We start from the raw sequence: 16308 nt of genomic DNA, 5'->3' as shown, positions 1-16308 counted from the left end.
TCAAAGATCCTACGGCAACTGTCCCCCAGTAGTCGTGTACCATGGGGTTACTTGAACTACGGGTTTAGTCCGCGTGAGAAAATGCTGTTTGAACGTTATATTATAAATATAATATACTCCCGGGTAACACGCTTCACCCTTGCTCACAGTGTAGCAGGGACGTCGAGCTGCTTCTTTCACAGTCTGGCCGACATCGTGTCGTACCACAGATTTATACCGCTCCTGTTATTACTCCAGCATATGTTGCCCTCCACTGTCCAGCGGCTACAGTCGTCTCCCACATGGCGGTACGCCTTCCTAGCCGGCGTCGCGTCGTTCCCGCTCACGCTTGCACTGAACTGGCAGGACCCCAGTGGGGTCTGGGATGTCTCAGGTGTAGCTCTCGCCGCCCTCGCTGCCGGTTATCTGGCGAAACGCCACGGCCTCGAAAGTACCTCCGTTGGGTTCCGGACTGGGGCCATCGGCAGCCTGCCCGTGTTGTGGTCGGTCCCCAACGTCATCACCTCCGTCTTGGGGCTAGCCCAGCCCACCTGGTTCACAGTGTTGTCAGTCGTGCTGCTGGCGGTGTTCGTCCCGCTCATGGTCGGCTTCGCCGCGGTCATCGGTGCGCTCTCGGGGCGATTGGGCGGGTGGCTGGCAGCAAAGAGCGGTCACCCGCGACAGCCGGTTACTGTCAGCCCGTAACCGCTGACAGAATCGAGCAGCTATTCGTCCTCTGTCCCCTCGTCGCCGACATGCACGATGTCGTATAGACCTTGAGATACCGTAGGTGATTTATACGAGTGTGATAACCGATATCCTCCGAGTTAGGGCTTAAGAACTATTCCGCACCACCACCACTTATTTCAACCAGATATAATTTCCAGTGAACCCTAGCTCGTCATCGGGTCGGGTTAGTCGCTATCTTATTCTTTCCAGTGGTAACGAACGTTACAGATCTCCCGACGTGGGCGAGTATTGCGATAATTGTCTTCGTCGGCATCCTCCTCTCATAACTCATCCGTGTGCGTCACTCGTGATCGGCCTCGGGCAGCACCGGATGTCCCGATTCCGCATTGCGCTGTCGGCACGTCCAATCAGATCCACCGGAGCGCTACCCAGACCAATGCAACGACTGGGAGCAGGAACATCGGACCGATGGCCACTGCCAGCCCAGCTAGTTCCCCGTCGCTCACCGCCGAGCTGAACAGGAGGCCGGCAGGGACGGCCAACAAGGAGAGTGCGAGCAACAACGCCGCGGCAATTACGGCAGGGTCCTGCTCGGGACGGTCCGTTTCGACGACCGGTAGATCGAGCGTCTTGACTGCCGCGTCGAGATCCGTCACCGGTCCGAACTGTACCGACGTATCGTCGGGATCGAGACGCTCTATCTCCAACGTTCCGGTACCCAGCAGCCGGTCGGTGGCGGCGTTTCTGACCGAGAACCTCGCTCCGTCGACCGGCACGACCCACTGTGGGGCATCCAGGAGCGTGTCGTGTGCGACGAGATACTCCTCGTGACGGCGGTACTCGATAGTGCCGTATCGCAGGTAGTAGCTGCCGATTCTAGTCCCGACGACGATGAGGACGACAGCAACACACGGAACGAGCCAGATTGGCCCGGCAACCAGTACTGCAAAGCCCAGTAAAGCGAACACTCCCAAGACGCCCCGATGAAGGAATCCCAGTGCGACGGTCGGGAGCGCCGCCAGCAGGACCGGCGACGGTGCGACGGCGACGCTACTCTGTGGCTCCCCATCGGGCGGGTCGATCTCAGGTGCCGTCTCGGCGAGATCTGTATCGGTGAACCGCCCCGCGAGTCGATCGGGGACCGGCAGAGCTGGGTGCTCGATGAACAACTGACGGACTGTGGCCCCCGTCTTGACGAGCACGAGGACACTGAGTACAAGCGGACCACCCAGTCGCTCGTCGATCATCCCGATAAATCCCAGTACCGCTAACAGGAGCCCGATCTGTGTCGGTTCGAGTAGTATCTCCCTAGCGGACGTGTCGGTATACTCGCGCTTGCGTAGGTAATCGAAGAGGAACTCCCGACCTTGCGCAATCAACAGCCCGGAGATACCAAGCGCCAGCACAGGTGTCAGGCGAACTTGTGGCGCGACCACGACCCAGTAGGCGGCAGAGGCCGGGACGACCGCAGCCGTCCACAGCCCCAGAACCGAAAGTGCGAACGGGAGGTTTCGCGGATACACGGGTGGCCAGCCTGCTCGAAGCGATACCCCACCACGTTTTTCCCGCAGTTCCGAGAGCGGTTCGATCCCGGCGACATCGGGGGAGCCCTGTCGGGCGAGCAGTGCCTTCACTGTCGCAAAGAGCACCGTCGCTCCCCCTTCGACCCAGTAGATGACCAACAGCGAACCGACCGCCAAGTCGCCGACCCAGACACCCCAGAGTGGGAGCAGATTCGCGACGACGGTAACGGCGGTCGCGGTGACCGACGGTTTCGCTGGCGATTGGCTACCCATCGTTTCTCGTCGGGAAATCACAATAAATCAGAATTTCGGTCCGGAGTACCACCTAATCACAGGTTTGGAGGCCAGCTCTGACCACCCTTCGGGCCGTCGACCGTTATCAGATCGGACCCCTGTGGTCGGCCAGTGGACCTCCTCATAGACCAACCACAACAGGAGAGTGAGATACGTGTGGCCAACCGATCAGACCCCCACCGTGTCGTCCTGGGTTGAATCCGCTACCCTCGAGTCGGTCCGCGGAGCTGGGTCGTCCTCCCGAAGTTGCTGGTACGCGCATGTGGCCACAGCGATTCCAAACACTGTCGTGATGCCAGTGGAGATCATCCCCAGCGCAAGTGCCGGGAGCGGGCTCAAAAAGAATAGCACTGTCGCCGGACTACTTGCAAGCACACTGACGACGAAAACGAGCGCCCCGAGTCCGAACAGTTCGAGTCGTTCACCACGTGACAGTTCCCAACTGTCCCGGAGTGCCGCAACGAAGTTCTTGTTTTGCAACGCGATTTCCTGTCTGACGAAGAAAAACGAGAGTGCGACGAACACTCCTGGGAGGATCAGCAGCGCTGTACCGAGATACGTGAGGACGGTCGCGATCGTCCCACCGACTGCACCGTTCAGCATCGCCAGTGGGAGTCTGTTCCGGAGTGTGGGATCCGCCGGTGACCGTGTCTGTTCGGCTGCGAACGCTCTGATCCCGACGATCCGAAGCGCCTCCGCGAGGAGTGCGGCTCCCAGCGCGAGCAGCAAGACGACGGGCAGTGGAAGCGGAACCGCAAGCACTGTTTGTGCCGCACCGAAACCGCCGATCGACGATTGCTGTACCGCTTGTGCCGAAACCCCCTGGAACCACTGTTGAACGCCGAGTGACACCGATTGTGAGATCACCGTGTTCAGCGCACCGAACGCGACAAATACACCGATCAACAGCAGTCCGTTCCACGTTGTTGTCCGGTCGAACCCATCCTGGAGGGCTTTTCCGATACTCAGGGACATTACGTCCGTAGATGCTGCGGGACAAATATAGGTAGCCCTCCCGCGTTTCCTGGGCTGAAACTCCCCACAAATTGTATGTCCCTCCAGTGGGAGGGACATGCTGGCCGGCCGTGCGTACTGCACAGGTTTTCGATGAAATGTGTATGGCTATCGTCGGTCATAAGACCGTTCGTTAGTTGCTCGGCGATGCCAAACCGGACGGTATTCACTCCGAGTTCCACAGATGAGTGACGCGAACTATCCGACGACGTGGGCCTGCAGCGTGTCTGGTTCCGTGACTGGAATATTAGATAGCTTTGCGATACATGTCGATTCCCACTGGGATCCATGGCACGGTTGTCAGTCCTGATGTTGGAGGACTGATTCGATAGCGCCGTCCTGTAACCATACCCTGGCGGCACCGACCGGAACGATGTACATTAACAGGGCGACCGGTTCTGTCAGGAACTCAGGCGTGGCGAACGCAGCGATCACCACCAGAACGGTAGTCGGGGCAACCACGTACAGCGCGATGATGATGAACCTCGCAACCGGGCGAAGACCCAGTTCGAGCGCCTCCGCTGGCGATCGGTCCTGATACGACCGGTCGGCCAGAAACTCACCCCAAACCCCGATCAGTTGCGAGACACAAATCGCGAGTATCGTGAGGCTGGCCGTTCCAGAGAGGAGCGAAAACACGCTTCGATCAACGATTGATACGAACATGCCGGCAAAGAAGAGGAAAAACATCGCGTATGTCGACGTGTTCTCGACGATCAGCCCGATGTTCCGCCTATATATCGGTGGTAGCCCGGGAGCCAGTCGGATCGGAGTCCCCTTCCGGTGCCACTTCTCGGCGTCATGATTCTCAACCGGTTGTGCAGCAAACAATGCGACGACCGCGAACAGCACAGCACCGACCACGATCTCGCTTAGATAGACGACGATCAGTTCGATCACGTCCCACTCGAAAAACAGGATTCCGATAGCAAGCACCACATGTATGAGTATCGATGACAGGTACTTCCAGCGGATTCCGAGCCTTTCGGCTATCTCTGTTCGGGTTCTCTTGAACATCTGTTTGCGACCGTGAAGAGGGACTGTTCAAGCAACTGCGCCAGATCAATTACTTCGTCTTGGTGGTACGCATCCATGTGTGTCAAACGCTTCGCCCCAGCGGTGTTCCATGGTATCATAGTAGCAGATTTCCGAGCCTGAACCGCAACCAATCCGCTACTTCCCGGGAGCGTCTGCATTTTACTACTTTACCAAGACATTCCAGTGTCGGATCGACTGTCCCAGACCCACAGTTCATGGGCAGTCATCAGCCACCGGCGGTACCCGACGATCAACAGGACAGACAAAAGCAGATACAGTACGGCGTAGACCGCCAGCAGTCTCCCGTCGAACGCCGACATATCGAAGAACACGATTCCCATCGTACCAGGCATGTTCCCGGCGGCATGGATCAGGATCGGAACGGATAGGTTCTGCGTGTATTCGTACAGGAGCCCGAAGCTAAGACCTGAAGCTACCAGTAACAGCCCGTACATGACGGCTGTTTGTGCTCCGGGGATACCACTCGTTACCATCCGTGGTACATGAAATAGCGCGAACAGCACACTCGCAGTCATGATTCCTAAGACAAATGTAAAACGCATCTCGTCGGGGAGTACTGCGATTAGTTTGGACTGCAGATACCCACGAAAAGCCAACTCCTCCGGGAGCCCAGCAAAGAGCACCATCGAAATAAACACTCCAGTAGCCTCCACTGGCGGCACTGTCCACTGGTACCCCACAGCACCTGGACCGACGGTCACAACCAGAATTCCAATACTCAGTACCTCACAAAGCTCGCAAGTTGAAGGAGTCCGCTTGCTGAGTTGTGTCCAAGCAAGCAAAGCAAGCGGACAGTGAAATCCACGAAGACCAACTTCTTAACTTCCTCGTCAACCGGCTTGACGAGGAAGTTTCTCTCACCCTGGCGAATAACGCTGAAATCGATCCCGAGGACATCTACGAGGTCCTCGTCGGCGCGACCGCCGACGGGACCTCGATCTCCACGCTGTGCAACTCCAGTGAAGACTCGCCATCGGCGAACACGATCCTCTACCACCTGCGGACGAAGTTCGAGCCGGAACGGCTCGAACGAGTCGCTAACACACTCCTTCGGCAGGATGTCGTCGAACTGCTCCCCGAGCAGGTGGAGGTCTGCGCAGACCTCCACCTGCGGCCCTACTACGGTGACGAAGCCGACACAGACGGCCTCTACCACTCGGAAGCGAAGCGGGGAACCACCGCGTTCCACGCGTACGCGACACTCTACGCGCGTGTGAAGAACAAACGCTACACGCTGGCGGTGCGCCGTCTCGAAGACGGCGACACCGCCAGCAGCGTCCTCGCTGAGTTCCTCGGTGTGCTTGACGGCCTTGACACCGAGGTCAAGGCCGTCTACCTCGATCGCGGATTCTACGACAGCAAGTGTCTCACGCTGCTTCAGGCGCATAACTACGCCTACGTGGTCCCGATCATCCGGTGGGGTGAGGCGATTCAGCAGGAACTCTCGGAAGGCTGGAGCCGCGTCATTCAACACGACCTGACAGGGAAACTCGACGGTCATAGCTGGACCGTCGAGTTTCCCGTCTACATCGACTGTACGTACCTGAATGGACGGTATGACGAGAACGGCGTGGCGCGTCACGGCTACGCCGCTGACGCGCCGTTCATCGAGACTCCACGCGACGCTCGATACCACTACTCGAAACGCTTCGGTATCGAGTCGAGCTATCGCTTGTCCGAGCAAGCGATAGCGACGACAACGACACGAGACGCAACGGTGAGACTGATGTACGTCGTGGTGAGTCTGCTGTTGCAGAACGTCTGGCGGTATCTCCACTACGAATACGTGGCGACGCCCCGCCGAGGTGGGCGTCGCCTCTGGTGGTGGCCGTACAAGGAGTTCGTGAATATGGTTCGCCGGGCCGCGTGGACGGCCCTCGCGGTGCGTCGGGCCGTCCCCGCAAACCGGCCACCTGACGACCGGTTTCATCGGTAGTCACTTACCAGGATCGCCGCCTTGTGAGTGGCTACGCTGTCGCGTCGGCGGCTGACCGCCGCCGACAGCGACAGCTCCGTCTCCGATTAGTGTTGTTCAACCGCTATCGACGACTCATCACGACAGAACAGGTGACTTAGGTCAGGCTAACTGGTGATGCTTTGTGAGGTACTGATACTGTCGTTCAGTGGGCTGATATCAGAGGCGTCACCGAGGACGCTGTCCGCTCGAATATCAATTCGGCTCGCGAGAAGTTGCTGGCCGAGGAAGATCGTGAATCGAATGGAGCATCGTCCTAACGGGGTCTTTGATTGTCAGTCCCAGCGGTATCGACAGGTGTGCCTTATCCCAATAATCCGAGGTCACTCAGCCGATCCTCGATCGCGGAGAAGGCCTGTTCCGCATCTTCAAGCTGTTTCCCACCAGTGATTACCAGTTTTCCACTGCCGAAAAGCAGTGCGACGACAGATGGCTCATCGAGCCGATAAACGAGTCCTGGAAACTGCTCGGGCTCGTACTCGATATTCTCGAGACCCAGCCCGATCGCGATCGCGTTTAAATTAAGTGTGTACCCGAGGTCCGCGCTCGAGACGATATTTTGTATCTCGATATCGGGAGAATCTGTCACCTGGATACCCAGGTCGCGAAGTTCGTCGAAGACCTGCTGAAGGGCTGTCCTTACGTTGTCCACACTACTCGCCCCGGTGCAGACGATTTTGCCGGACCGGAAAATGAGAGCAGCGGCCTTGGGCTCCTGCATTCGGTAGACTAGCCCGGGGAAATTATCGGGGTTGTAATCACTCGCCACCAAATCGTTGGCTAACGTTTCGAGGTCGAGTTCTTGACCGATATCGGTCGACGCGACGACGTTCTCGATTTGAATCGATTCCGATGCGACGCTCATAGCATCATCTAGCGGACACACTCTTCATAAATGAGGGTGGACAAGGAACCGAAATCTGTACGTTTTCGACCGGCCTCAGAGGTCGCGGGGTTGGACCGTCTTCCGGTCGTTTGCGTCGGCCCGACGGGCGGCGTCCTCGAGGAGTTCGGCGACGTCCTCGTCAAGGGCGTCGTAGAAATCTGCGGCCACATTCATCCCGTCGAGCTGTTCCTTCACGGCGGATTTGACGATCAGGTCTGCCATACGCATAGGCTGTTCCCCCGTCCTCTGTATAAATATACAGCTTCCTCATCTGGCGTTCAAGCGCGTCTCACTGCTATTTGCGATGCAACAGACGTATAGAAGAGTACGACCTATCAGGACGTGGGACGATGTACGACTTGACCGGGTTCCAACGCGACCTCCTGTACGTGATTGCCGGCCTTGATGAGCCCCACGGTCTCGCCATCAAGGAGGAACTTGAGAACTACTACGAGAAAGAGATTCATCACGGGCGGCTCTACCCGAATCTCGACACGCTCGTTGAGAAGGGACTCGTCGAGAAAGGCGAGAAGGACCGGCGGACGAACATCTACACGCTGACCCGTCGCGGTCGCCGCGAAATCGAGGCTCGTCGTGACTGGGAGCAACAGTACGTCGACTCCACAGAGTTTGCCCCCGCATAAGTGCTTGCAGGTCTGTTCAGCCATCGGAGGAGGAGTCCCTGCTCGTCTTGAAACCACACTGATCTAGAATTATCAGATTAGGCAGCGACAGTACTTGGTGTACTCAGACGTGACACGACACGATCCGCGACCGAATCAAATTGCGTTCTGGAACTCGGGATCTATGTTCCTCGATTGAACCACTTCGCGAGCCCGGCACTCGTCACCATTTCGACGACGCCGAACGCTACTGCCGGAAGCGACGCGATGGTCGGGAGTCCGGCCGCGATCACGAGTGCGGCTGCGACGGCGAAATCCCGCATCCCGACCGAGAGGATCGAGGCAATCCGTGTCGATCTCGATCCCCGATCGCCGACCAGAAACCCGACCGCGTACCCGAGTCCGTTCAGCGTGACGACGCCGGCACCGACCCCAGCCAGTAGCGAGAGGTTCGTCCGGATGACGTCGGCATTCGCGGCGGTCACTCCGCCGATGATGAGGATTACCATCAGCGCCGAAACTGCCGGATAGTAGGCATCGTAGCGGCCGACTCGATCCGGCTGGTACGCCCGTACAGCGACGGCGACCAGCATCGGAACCACGACAGCGACGACCAGCTGTTCGACGATCGGCATCGTCGGGACGTCGATTCCGCTGCCGAGGAGCGCGACGACGAGCGGAATGAACCCGACGCTGCCGATCCCGATGACGACCAGTGCAGTCGTCGAGAGCGCCGTATCGCCGCCGGCGAGGTCAGTCATCACCGGCGTCACGAGTTCGGGCGTGACTGCGCCGAGGACGACGAACCCGACCGTCAGTTCCGGCGACAACCCGAATCCTCGGGCGATGCCGAAAGCGAAAAACGGCATCGTGGCGTGTCCTGCGAGGACGAAGCCGAGCGTCCGGGCGTCGATGCCACGGAACTGTTCGACCGAGAGCGTCAGCGAGATGCTGCCGATCATCACTGCGAGGATGAGTGTCGAGGCGCGCGTCACGACCGCCAGCTCCGGGAGAGCGATCCCCAGCCCGACCGAGAGCAGGATCCACAGCAGGAGGTAGTCCTCAATTAGATCGGTTAGCGTCGGTCCCAGCATCGGCGTGTGGATATCGAACTCATCGTCTCACGCAATTACGCCGTCGATTCGTGGGTCTGTCCCGTTCTCTCTTCGATAATCTGCTCTTGCATCTCCTCGATTTTGACGAAGTGACAGAGTGGGTTCCCGGGGTACACCACGGGATTTTCGAGTACGCCAACGAGTAGTCCCGTGAACGGCGCCTCGACGACTGTCGCATCGGATTTGAACGGATTCGTGATTCGGCAGATCGTCTCCCCTTCGTGGACGAGATCGCCCCGCTCGTGGCGCATCTCGACGATCCCACCTGCGTCAGCCCGGAGCCACGTCTTCTCGCTCCACCCCTCGATGACTGTTCGCCATCCTGGCCAGCGGACGGTCTCCTGTTGATAGATTCCGTACTCGGCGAAGACACTTCGCACGCCGTCGAGGGCGTGGTCAATAAGCTCCCGTTCGAAGCGGTGGGCCTCGCCCATCTCGAGGGTAATCGTGGGAATTCCGTCCTCGGTTGCCTCGCGCCGGAGCATCCCCGAGGAACCCTCACCGGCCATGATGAGGTTCGTCCCGAACGCTCGAGCGAGCCTAGCAGCACCTTCATCGTCCATGTCGGCACGGACGTGGAACATGTTGGTCCGGCCACGCGTCGAGGTATGAAAGTCGAGGCCGAAGTCGCACGGGGCGATGAAGTTGTGATAGATGCTGTGGGCGATGCGATTTGAGCTCGTGCTGTTCTGTTTTCCCGGAAAGGCCCGGTTGAGGTCGCGCTCGTAGATTGGTAAATAGCGTTCCTGCGCAGTAAAACCCTGAACGTTCAACACGGGAAGACAGACGATAGTCCCGCAAACGTCCGTGTGATTCCACTCCTGAGCGACCTCACGCACGACCTCGATCCCGTTCAGTTCGTCGCCGTGGATGGCTGCCGAGAGAAATGCTGTCGGCCCAGGACGTGGCCCGTTGATAATCGTCACGGGAATCCGAACCGGGTCACCGAGATACGTCTCGCTCACCGCGTAGCGCAGCTGCTGGGTCTCCCCCGGTTCGACCCGCCCACCGTCGTACGTGAATGGTTCCGGCTGATCGCTCATTGCCCCAGAACTCGGACTGCTTACGAATTAAATGAGAAGAACGGGTGTAACTGTCTTGCACGCCCGCCGAACCGGTAATAGATGACACCGATGATCTAGATGGGAGGCAACTCCCATGACAAGCGCTTCTCCCGACTCATCACAGTCGGACGGGATGACGGGGCCGACGCGGTCTGCGAGCGTCGATTGTGCCCAGACTGCAACGGGAGTGTGCCGTGTCGGTGTGTTGAGTCCGCACAACAGCAAGGAGACCAAAGCGATCCTCAACGCTGTTCGCGTTCTGGGTCACGAACCGGTCTGGATTCGCGATGAGAACGTTAGCTCGTGGATCGAGAACGGGAGCGTCCAACTTTCGCCGCAGGTCGACGTGCTCGTCAACCGGTTGTTGCTCACGAAAAGCGACCAACAGCTCGAGGACCTCCAGCTGGCCGCACTCTACGCCGACACCACACCCGTTGTGAACCCACCGCAGGCAGTCGCGAACACACTCCATAAATACCGATCGGGGACGAAACTCGCCGCAGCGGGGCTCCCGGTGCCCGACGCCTACTTCGGCCGATCACCGCGAACATTCGAGGAGTGGCCGGAGCATCTGCCCGACGAGGCCGCACATAAACACACGATCGGAACCAACGGACAGCGGATGTCCGTGGTCTCCCAGAACGAGCCTGTCGGCCCGACGATCGACGACGAGCAATCGTTCGTGCAAGAGTTCCTCGAGGAACGTGGTGACCGTCCCTCCGATGTCCGGGTGTACGTCGTCGGTGACGTCATCGTCGGCGCTATGCGACGCCATGCTCCGGAAGGTGACTGGCGGACGAACGTGGCCCTCGGTGGTGAGGTCGAAGGCATAACGGATGAACTCGAGTCGGAACCCCGTCGGCTCGCGCGTGAAGCGACACAGGTGCTCGGATTAGACGTCGCTGGCGTCGACCTGATGTCGATCGATGGCTCGTGGTATATTCTGGAAGTGAACGCCACGGCTGGGTTCAAGGGCCTCTTTTCCGCGACTGGGATCTCTGCGGCACCGCACATCGCCCGACTGGCGATCGAACGCCTCGGCGGGTCCGTCGAGGACTCTGCGATCAGCGACCTCGAATCGACCCTCGACGATTCCGTTCCGGACTGCAAGCCACCACTTATTGAGGACCAGGGAGACGAGGACATCCTCGGGTACACCACCCGGATCAGGATTCACGGCCGGGACGGAACAGAGAAGGCCGTCGCCAAGTCAGACACCGGTGCGAAGCGAACGAGCATCGACACCGACCTAGCCGGTCAAATCGGGGCCGGCCCGATGATCGGGACGACAGAGGTGCGTTCGGGGACTGGCAGTGGGACCGAAACACGGCCACTCGTCGACGTGAGTCTGTGTCTGAACGGGAGCTGGCGGACTGTCACGGCCAGCATCACCGACCGGTCCGAGATGACTTATCCAGTCCTTCTCGGACGTGACGTCCTCGAAGCGTACACGCTCGATATCAGCCAGACAGTCGAGGAATAACCACATGCAGAGAAGTCGATCCCCTAATGGACATCGAACCGATGAACCACCTCCGGAGCGAATCTTCGGTCCCAACTCGCAACTACCGGTACAGCTGCCCGTGTCGGACCGTGCAGGACACACAGACGCCCCCCCAACCATGGCCGTAACGAGACGGGCCGTCTTGGAACAACTCGCCACAGCAAGCGATGCGGGCCAGCGAGAGACGACGACAACGGCGGCTCTCGCAGCGATGCTCGAGACCGACGAAGGGACGATCGAATCCCATCTGAATGGACTCGCAGCATGCGAACTAGTCCGAACGTACCCGGACGGTCGAGTCAGGATAACGATTACCGGCGAAGAGCTACTGGCTCTCGATACCGATGAACTGGTGATCGTCGATTCGAATTAGGAGCTTCGAAGCGATTGAGAGGCCAGTATTTATCGGCTCCCCACATAACAGTCGATATAAATGGAGGTACCCACTACCGATGTCTGATCGAAGTACAACCCAGTCCGACGACGAGAGTGACGAGGTTCAGTACGATCCGAATTCCGGTCGGTACGATATCTACGAATGCTCCGTCTCCGATTGTGACAACGTCGTTCTCGTGGTCGGGAGCGACGATCCACCGATGTCCTGTCACGATCAACCAATGGAGCGGGTTACAGAGGTGGATATGACTGTGAAACCCCCGGACGTGAGGCAGGTACTGCTTCAGGCGTTCGGTCTTCCCAAGGCCGGCCTGGATATCTGTCTGTGCGTTATCGGTGAGGGGCCCCTCTCGGCGAACGAGGTCGCCGAGCAGCTCGGGTACGACCGAAGTACGGTCACGCGGTATCTCAACAAACTCGTCGAGCTAGGATTGCTCAGGCGGTCCGAGCTCAATCGAGAGGGTGGCGGCGTCGTCAAGGTGTATCACTCGGTCGACCTCGAACGAATGCGCCGCGAGACGCTCATCGGGTTCTACGTCTGGGCTGGGGAGGCAGCCTCCCTCATCGAAGACGCGAACCTGACGAAACAAGATTACCTCGAAGAGAATCCCGATCAAGACCTGCCGGAGGTCTTCTGGGAGTCATTCCCGGATGAGTAACTATCCGAAGGGAACACCACGGAACAGCGATACCGAACCACGGAGAGCGGCGATGAGTTCGTTACGGCCTCCGCAGAGGTGGCATGTTGACCGATATGACCAGCGGCCCGGTAATCACATTGAGTTCCGAAGCCGGGACACGGCCCGATCGCCGACAGGCTTGACGAGCGGTCACTCATCAGATCCCCATCGCTTGAACCTCACCGCGGAGTGGATACGTTTACTCTCGTGTTGAACATTTACGACTAATGACCCGACGTCGAACGGTGCTGACAGCCAGTACTGGGACCCTGCTGTGGCTTGCGGGCTGTGGAAGTCGTGGGTCCGATCCGACTCCAACGGTCGAGTCGAACCCGACGCCAGCTACCGACATCCCCTCTGGCCCATACTGGTACACCCACCCCCAGTCGACTGGCAATCGGTTCCTCTCCGGGGCCACGGATCTCCGGAACACCGAGCCCGTTCGGTTCGCTGTCGACGGTCGGCCAGTGTGGCTGGTCGCCCATCCCGCACCGCGAGGGAGTTACTGGACTGTCGTCACGGCGGAGGGTACCGCTACCCGATTTCAGGTCTACGACGGGGCGATATTCGATGAGACGCGCCTGCAGCAACAGGTTCCCGGACGCCCGCCGGTAGTAGCAGACGGCGACACCGAGCCGGAACTTCTCGACCATCCGTCGATCATGAGTCAGAACGCGGGCCAGATGATGACGTCTGGGGAGGGGATGTCCCGCCGGCTGTTCGTGGCAGCGAACGGTGACCTCGTCGTCGATGGCGACGACCGCTCTCGTCTCCCTATCGACGCACCGCCCGATATCCGACCAGCAGCAATCGGAGACGGCACGTACGTCGTCTACGGTGACGTGACGGACCGTTACGGGCACGGCGCGCTCGGCGACGGACTGGAACCGTCGTCTCTCGTCGTGGTCGACCCGACGGGTCCGGAGGTGGTCGCTCGAACGGTGCTCGATGCTCCCCTTGTCTTCGAGGGGTTGCAACCACTCGTCGCGGATCTCGACGGCGATGGCGAACCGGAGATCGTCACCACGATTGCCGACTCCGAGAACGGGGCACGCATCGCTATTTACTCGCCGGCTGGTGAGCGCATCGCGACCGGCCCCGTATTCGGCCCCGGCTGGCGTCACCAGCTCGCAGTCGCACCGTTCGGTCCCGATGGTGCCACGGAACTCGCCGCCGTTCTGAAACCGCACGTCACCCACACGCTGGAGTATTACCGGCTCGAAGACGGTGATCTGAGCGTTCGAGCCACCGTCGATGGGGTTTCGTCCCACACGTACGGGTCCCGCAACCTCGACGGAGCCATTGCAGCCGATCTCGATACCGACGGTACTGTGGAACTCCTCGTCCCGACGACCGACCGTCGCCGACTCGTTGCCGTTTCCCGCACGAATGGCGAAGCGCGGATTCAGTGGGAGTGGGAGTTAGGTGGCCCACTGACGAGTAATCTCACTGGCCTTGGTCTCGACGACGGTGGTATCGCAGTAGGCGCCGCCACTACCGAGGACGTATTCGTCTGGTCAGTCTAATCAACGCTATCCGGGACAATCACTAGCGTCGAACGATTGCCTCTCGGATCCTTGGTCTCTCAGTAGCGTTTCTCCCGAATCGAGATTGACCACTATCGCCAGTCCGCCGTACTCGTGTGTCTGATCGTGTCCGCGGACAACGACACAGGTTACCTCATCGGGAATCTCGATCGTCTCGGACCGCGTAAATGGCTGCTGAGAGTGCGCGTGCAGAAGTTCGCGCCGACCGAGACGCGTCCCGTCTAGTCGTTCGACCTGCCACCAGTTTGCGTATCCTTCCTCACCGTCGTCGTCGTGATGCAGAGTCACGTCGAACGTGTACGTCCCGTTCTGTTCCTCGAAAGAGACGTCGACGACGTTAGCCTCTCGTAAGTCAAGGTCGTCAGTTCCGGCACCATCGGTGGTCTCTGCATCGGAAGTACCGTTGGTCCCTACGTCGTCGCTTGTGGGCGTATCCGACGTATCGCGCGTCCCCGTCGTTGCCTCGTCGGTCGTGTCCTGACCATCCTCCCCGGGACGTGACTCTTGCCCGTTGTCTGCACAGCCAGCCAGTGCAGCGAGCGTAATCACGCTCCACCGGCTCAGAAGACGACGTCGAGAGAGATACCGCGTTTTGTTCATGAATCAAGCATTCGCAGGGAGGGCAAATAACGCCACTCGTTACCCGCGTACAACATCCGGTTCGAATAGCTCTTCGTCATACACGATTTGCGAGAAGCCGATACGCTCTCGTTCCGAACGTATGGGGCCTGGTCGTCGGCTGTGGCCGTATCCTCGAATGGAGCATCATCCATCATCGGCCGAAGCGACTCCCACAGCCCGCTCCGATCGCAACTCTCGCCAGTAGCCTTGGACGTACGCCCCGACGAACATTCCGGCGATGGCGATCAGGATGGGGTAGTTTCCGATTCCGACGCTCGCGTATGCAGCTCCCGGGCAGATTCCCGACAGGCCCCAGCCGACACCGAACACCGATCCACCGACGACCACGTTACGGTCCAGAGACTTCACCCGGCGACCGTAGACGTCGCCAGTGAGTGGCGCGAGTCGAGACGTGCGACTCATGATCGCGATGGCACCGCCCATTACTAGACTTCCTGCGCCCATCACGAACAGCAAGCCGAGATCCTGAATCTGGAGGAAGTCCAGGACGACCTCGGGATGGGTCATGTGACTCACACCGAGTCCGAGACCGAACACGACCCCACCCACGAAGATCACCGGCATGAACAGTGGGTGGCGAGCCTCGCTCATGGGGACACCCCCGCTGCCTGGACGAGCAGGGCCGTGCCGACGGCGAAGCCCACGAACGTGACGACGTTCACCAGCGAGGTGTTCGAGATGGAGCCGACGCCACAGACGCCGTGTCCGGACGTACAGCCCTTCCCGAGACGGGTTCCGATACCGACCAGAACCCCACCGACGGCGAGACGCCACGGTTGGACCTGGGTGACCCAGATGCCATCCTGGAAGGCGACCGCGTAGACGGCGCCCCCGACGACGATTCCGACCGTGAACACGATCCGCCAGTCTCGCGACCCTAGGTACTTCGCTCGATTGAACCGCGAAAGTCCAGAGGCGTACGAGAGCGTCGTTTCGAGGAATGTACTCGCACCGGCGATGATACCGGTACCGAGATAAATCGTTGCAACGCCGACTCCGATCAACAGGCCGCCGACCAGATATCGGGTGATTCCATTCGGGAAGAAGCCGGCAACGAACGCGAGAGGGTCCACGTTACACCCCCACCGTCTGGTCTGACGCGACCGGGTTCGTGGGCGAGGTTGGTGATAGAGAGGTCGTCCGCTCTCCGGCCGCTGTAACTGCGTTTCGAACAGTTCGTGGCCGAGAGCACACCGTTACCCCGAGCTGTACCTGGGTGCGACCTCTTTCTCCGTCAGGGATGCGAGTTGCTGTCGCAATATGTGGCTGTTCTTCCGATCTCGAAGACGGTGACACAGTGGGTCGAGCGAGCATCTT

At 59.5% G+C, this 16308-nt stretch carries 18 protein-coding genes; 7 read left to right on the top strand and 11 right to left on the bottom strand.

Annotated elements, in window-relative coordinates; genetic code table 11:
• Positions 1 to 240: 240 nt before the first annotated feature.
• A complete protein-coding gene (locus tag ACV7JO_RS16030) occupies positions 241 to 684 on the top strand; it encodes a DUF5518 domain-containing protein (RefSeq protein ID WP_470356112.1) in 444 nt (147 codons plus the stop codon).
• A gap of 392 nt (positions 685 to 1076) precedes the next feature.
• On the opposite strand, the gene ACV7JO_RS16025 is transcribed toward ACV7JO_RS16030, so the two are convergent.
• The 4 genes from ACV7JO_RS16025 to ACV7JO_RS16010 all read right to left on the bottom strand — a co-directional run bounded on the left by ACV7JO_RS16025 (position 1077) and on the right by ACV7JO_RS16010 (position 5260).
• Entirely contained in the window at positions 1077 to 2465 is a 1389-nt protein-coding gene (locus ACV7JO_RS16025) for a DUF6498-containing protein (RefSeq protein WP_470356111.1), read from the bottom strand.
• Between the two features lie 189 nt (positions 2466 to 2654).
• Positions 2655 to 3461 carry a DUF7847 domain-containing protein gene (locus ACV7JO_RS16020; RefSeq protein WP_470356110.1) on the bottom strand — a complete coding sequence of 269 codons (807 nt, stop codon included), beginning with the start codon at positions 3459 to 3461 and terminating at the stop codon, positions 2655 to 2657.
• Positions 3462 to 3800: 339 nt separating this feature from the next.
• A complete protein-coding gene (locus tag ACV7JO_RS16015; protein WP_470356109.1) occupies positions 3801 to 4517 on the bottom strand; it encodes a DUF6498-containing protein in 717 nt (238 codons plus the stop codon).
• Between the two features lie 188 nt (positions 4518 to 4705).
• Positions 4706 to 5260 (bottom strand): lysostaphin resistance A-like protein, encoded by a 555-nt coding sequence (locus ACV7JO_RS16010; protein WP_470356108.1) that lies wholly within the window; start codon positions 5258 to 5260, stop codon positions 4706 to 4708.
• A gap of 65 nt (positions 5261 to 5325) precedes the next feature.
• On the opposite strand from ACV7JO_RS16010, the gene ACV7JO_RS16005 reads away from it, so the two are divergent.
• Positions 5326 to 6495 (top strand): ISH3 family transposase, encoded by a 1170-nt coding sequence (locus ACV7JO_RS16005; protein WP_470353182.1) that lies wholly within the window; start codon positions 5326 to 5328, stop codon positions 6493 to 6495.
• A gap of 343 nt (positions 6496 to 6838) precedes the next feature.
• Here ACV7JO_RS16005 and ACV7JO_RS16000 read toward each other — a convergent pair whose 3' ends face one another.
• Positions 6839 to 7399, bottom strand: a complete 561-nt coding sequence (locus ACV7JO_RS16000) for a TATA-box-binding protein (RefSeq protein WP_470356107.1) — start codon at positions 7397 to 7399, stop codon at positions 6839 to 6841.
• A 75-nt stretch (positions 7400 to 7474) separates the two neighbouring features.
• Complete coding sequence (locus ACV7JO_RS15995; protein WP_470356106.1) at positions 7475 to 7642, bottom strand: DUF1931 domain-containing protein; 168 nt, start codon at positions 7640 to 7642, stop codon at positions 7475 to 7477.
• 128 nt (positions 7643 to 7770) lie between these two features.
• Here ACV7JO_RS15995 and ACV7JO_RS15990 point away from each other — a divergent pair, with 128 nt between their 5' ends.
• On the top strand, positions 7771 to 8064 hold the full coding sequence (locus ACV7JO_RS15990; RefSeq protein WP_470356105.1) for a PadR family transcriptional regulator: 294 nt from the start codon (positions 7771 to 7773) through the stop codon (positions 8062 to 8064).
• 161 nt (positions 8065 to 8225) lie between these two features.
• On the opposite strand, the gene ACV7JO_RS15985 is transcribed toward ACV7JO_RS15990, so the two are convergent.
• Together ACV7JO_RS15985 and ACV7JO_RS15980 are read right to left on the bottom strand one after the other, a co-directional pair.
• On the bottom strand, positions 8226 to 9137 hold the full coding sequence (locus ACV7JO_RS15985; protein WP_470356104.1) for a bile acid:sodium symporter family protein: 912 nt from the start codon (positions 9135 to 9137) through the stop codon (positions 8226 to 8228).
• Between the two features lie 35 nt (positions 9138 to 9172).
• Entirely contained in the window at positions 9173 to 10201 is a 1029-nt protein-coding gene (locus ACV7JO_RS15980; RefSeq protein ID WP_470356103.1) for a succinylglutamate desuccinylase/aspartoacylase family protein, read from the bottom strand.
• A 223-nt stretch (positions 10202 to 10424) separates the two neighbouring features.
• Here ACV7JO_RS15980 and ACV7JO_RS15975 point away from each other — a divergent pair, with 223 nt between their 5' ends.
• The 4 genes from ACV7JO_RS15975 to ACV7JO_RS15960 all read left to right on the top strand — a co-directional run bounded on the left by ACV7JO_RS15975 (position 10425) and on the right by ACV7JO_RS15960 (position 14328).
• Complete coding sequence (locus ACV7JO_RS15975) at positions 10425 to 11705, top strand: RimK family alpha-L-glutamate ligase (protein ID WP_470356102.1); 1281 nt, start codon at positions 10425 to 10427, stop codon at positions 11703 to 11705.
• A gap of 163 nt (positions 11706 to 11868) precedes the next feature.
• Positions 11869 to 12099 (top strand): hypothetical protein, encoded by a 231-nt coding sequence (locus ACV7JO_RS15970; RefSeq protein WP_470356101.1) that lies wholly within the window; start codon positions 11869 to 11871, stop codon positions 12097 to 12099.
• Between the two features lie 79 nt (positions 12100 to 12178).
• Positions 12179 to 12781, top strand: coding sequence for a helix-turn-helix domain-containing protein (locus tag ACV7JO_RS15965; RefSeq protein ID WP_470356100.1), 603 nt, complete (start codon positions 12179 to 12181; stop codon positions 12779 to 12781).
• A 248-nt stretch (positions 12782 to 13029) separates the two neighbouring features.
• Positions 13030 to 14328 (top strand): hypothetical protein, encoded by a 1299-nt coding sequence (locus ACV7JO_RS15960; RefSeq protein ID WP_470356099.1) that lies wholly within the window; start codon positions 13030 to 13032, stop codon positions 14326 to 14328.
• Between the two features lie 6 nt (positions 14329 to 14334).
• Here ACV7JO_RS15960 and ACV7JO_RS15955 read toward each other — a convergent pair whose 3' ends face one another.
• The 3 genes from ACV7JO_RS15955 to ACV7JO_RS15945 form a co-directional block, all read right to left on the bottom strand.
• Entirely contained in the window at positions 14335 to 14949 is a 615-nt protein-coding gene (locus ACV7JO_RS15955; protein WP_470356098.1) for a hypothetical protein, read from the bottom strand.
• A gap of 165 nt (positions 14950 to 15114) precedes the next feature.
• Positions 15115 to 15582 carry a DUF6691 family protein gene (locus tag ACV7JO_RS15950; RefSeq protein ID WP_470356097.1) on the bottom strand — a complete coding sequence of 156 codons (468 nt, stop codon included), beginning with the start codon at positions 15580 to 15582 and terminating at the stop codon, positions 15115 to 15117.
• A complete protein-coding gene (locus ACV7JO_RS15945; protein ID WP_470356096.1) occupies positions 15579 to 16064 on the bottom strand; it encodes a YeeE/YedE family protein in 486 nt (161 codons plus the stop codon). Before ACV7JO_RS15945 ends, ACV7JO_RS15950 begins: the two co-directional genes overlap by 4 nt.
• Positions 16065 to 16308: the final 244 nt, after the last annotated feature.

The sequence above is a fragment of the Haloarcula sp. MBLA0138 genome, from assembly GCF_055632455.1.
Note: the sequence above shows the minus strand (reverse complement) of the source record. Positions and strands in the feature narration are given on the sequence as shown.

Coding starts and splice junctions, on each gene's coding strand:
- ACV7JO_RS15985 (WP_470356104.1), bottom strand. CDS start 9,137: ATGCTGGGACCGACGCTAACCGATCTAATTGAGGACTACCTCCTGCTG.
- ACV7JO_RS15980 (WP_470356103.1), bottom strand. CDS start 10,201: ATGAGCGATCAGCCGGAACCATTCACGTACGACGGTGGGCGGGTCGAA.
- ACV7JO_RS16030 (WP_470356112.1), top strand. CDS start 241: ATGTTGCCCTCCACTGTCCAGCGGCTACAGTCGTCTCCCACATGGCGG.
- ACV7JO_RS16025 (WP_470356111.1), bottom strand. CDS start 2,465: ATGGGTAGCCAATCGCCAGCGAAACCGTCGGTCACCGCGACCGCCGTT.
- ACV7JO_RS15990 (WP_470356105.1), top strand. CDS start 7,771: ATGTACGACTTGACCGGGTTCCAACGCGACCTCCTGTACGTGATTGCC.
- ACV7JO_RS15950 (WP_470356097.1), bottom strand. CDS start 15,582: ATGAGCGAGGCTCGCCACCCACTGTTCATGCCGGTGATCTTCGTGGGT.
- ACV7JO_RS15960 (WP_470356099.1), top strand. CDS start 13,030: ATGACCCGACGTCGAACGGTGCTGACAGCCAGTACTGGGACCCTGCTG.
- ACV7JO_RS15995 (WP_470356106.1), bottom strand. CDS start 7,642: ATGGCAGACCTGATCGTCAAATCCGCCGTGAAGGAACAGCTCGACGGG.
- ACV7JO_RS15965 (WP_470356100.1), top strand. CDS start 12,179: ATGTCTGATCGAAGTACAACCCAGTCCGACGACGAGAGTGACGAGGTT.
- ACV7JO_RS16020 (WP_470356110.1), bottom strand. CDS start 3,461: ATGTCCCTGAGTATCGGAAAAGCCCTCCAGGATGGGTTCGACCGGACA.
- ACV7JO_RS15955 (WP_470356098.1), bottom strand. CDS start 14,949: ATGAACAAAACGCGGTATCTCTCTCGACGTCGTCTTCTGAGCCGGTGG.
- ACV7JO_RS16015 (WP_470356109.1), bottom strand. CDS start 4,517: ATGTTCAAGAGAACCCGAACAGAGATAGCCGAAAGGCTCGGAATCCGC.
- ACV7JO_RS16000 (WP_470356107.1), bottom strand. CDS start 7,399: ATGAGCGTCGCATCGGAATCGATTCAAATCGAGAACGTCGTCGCGTCG.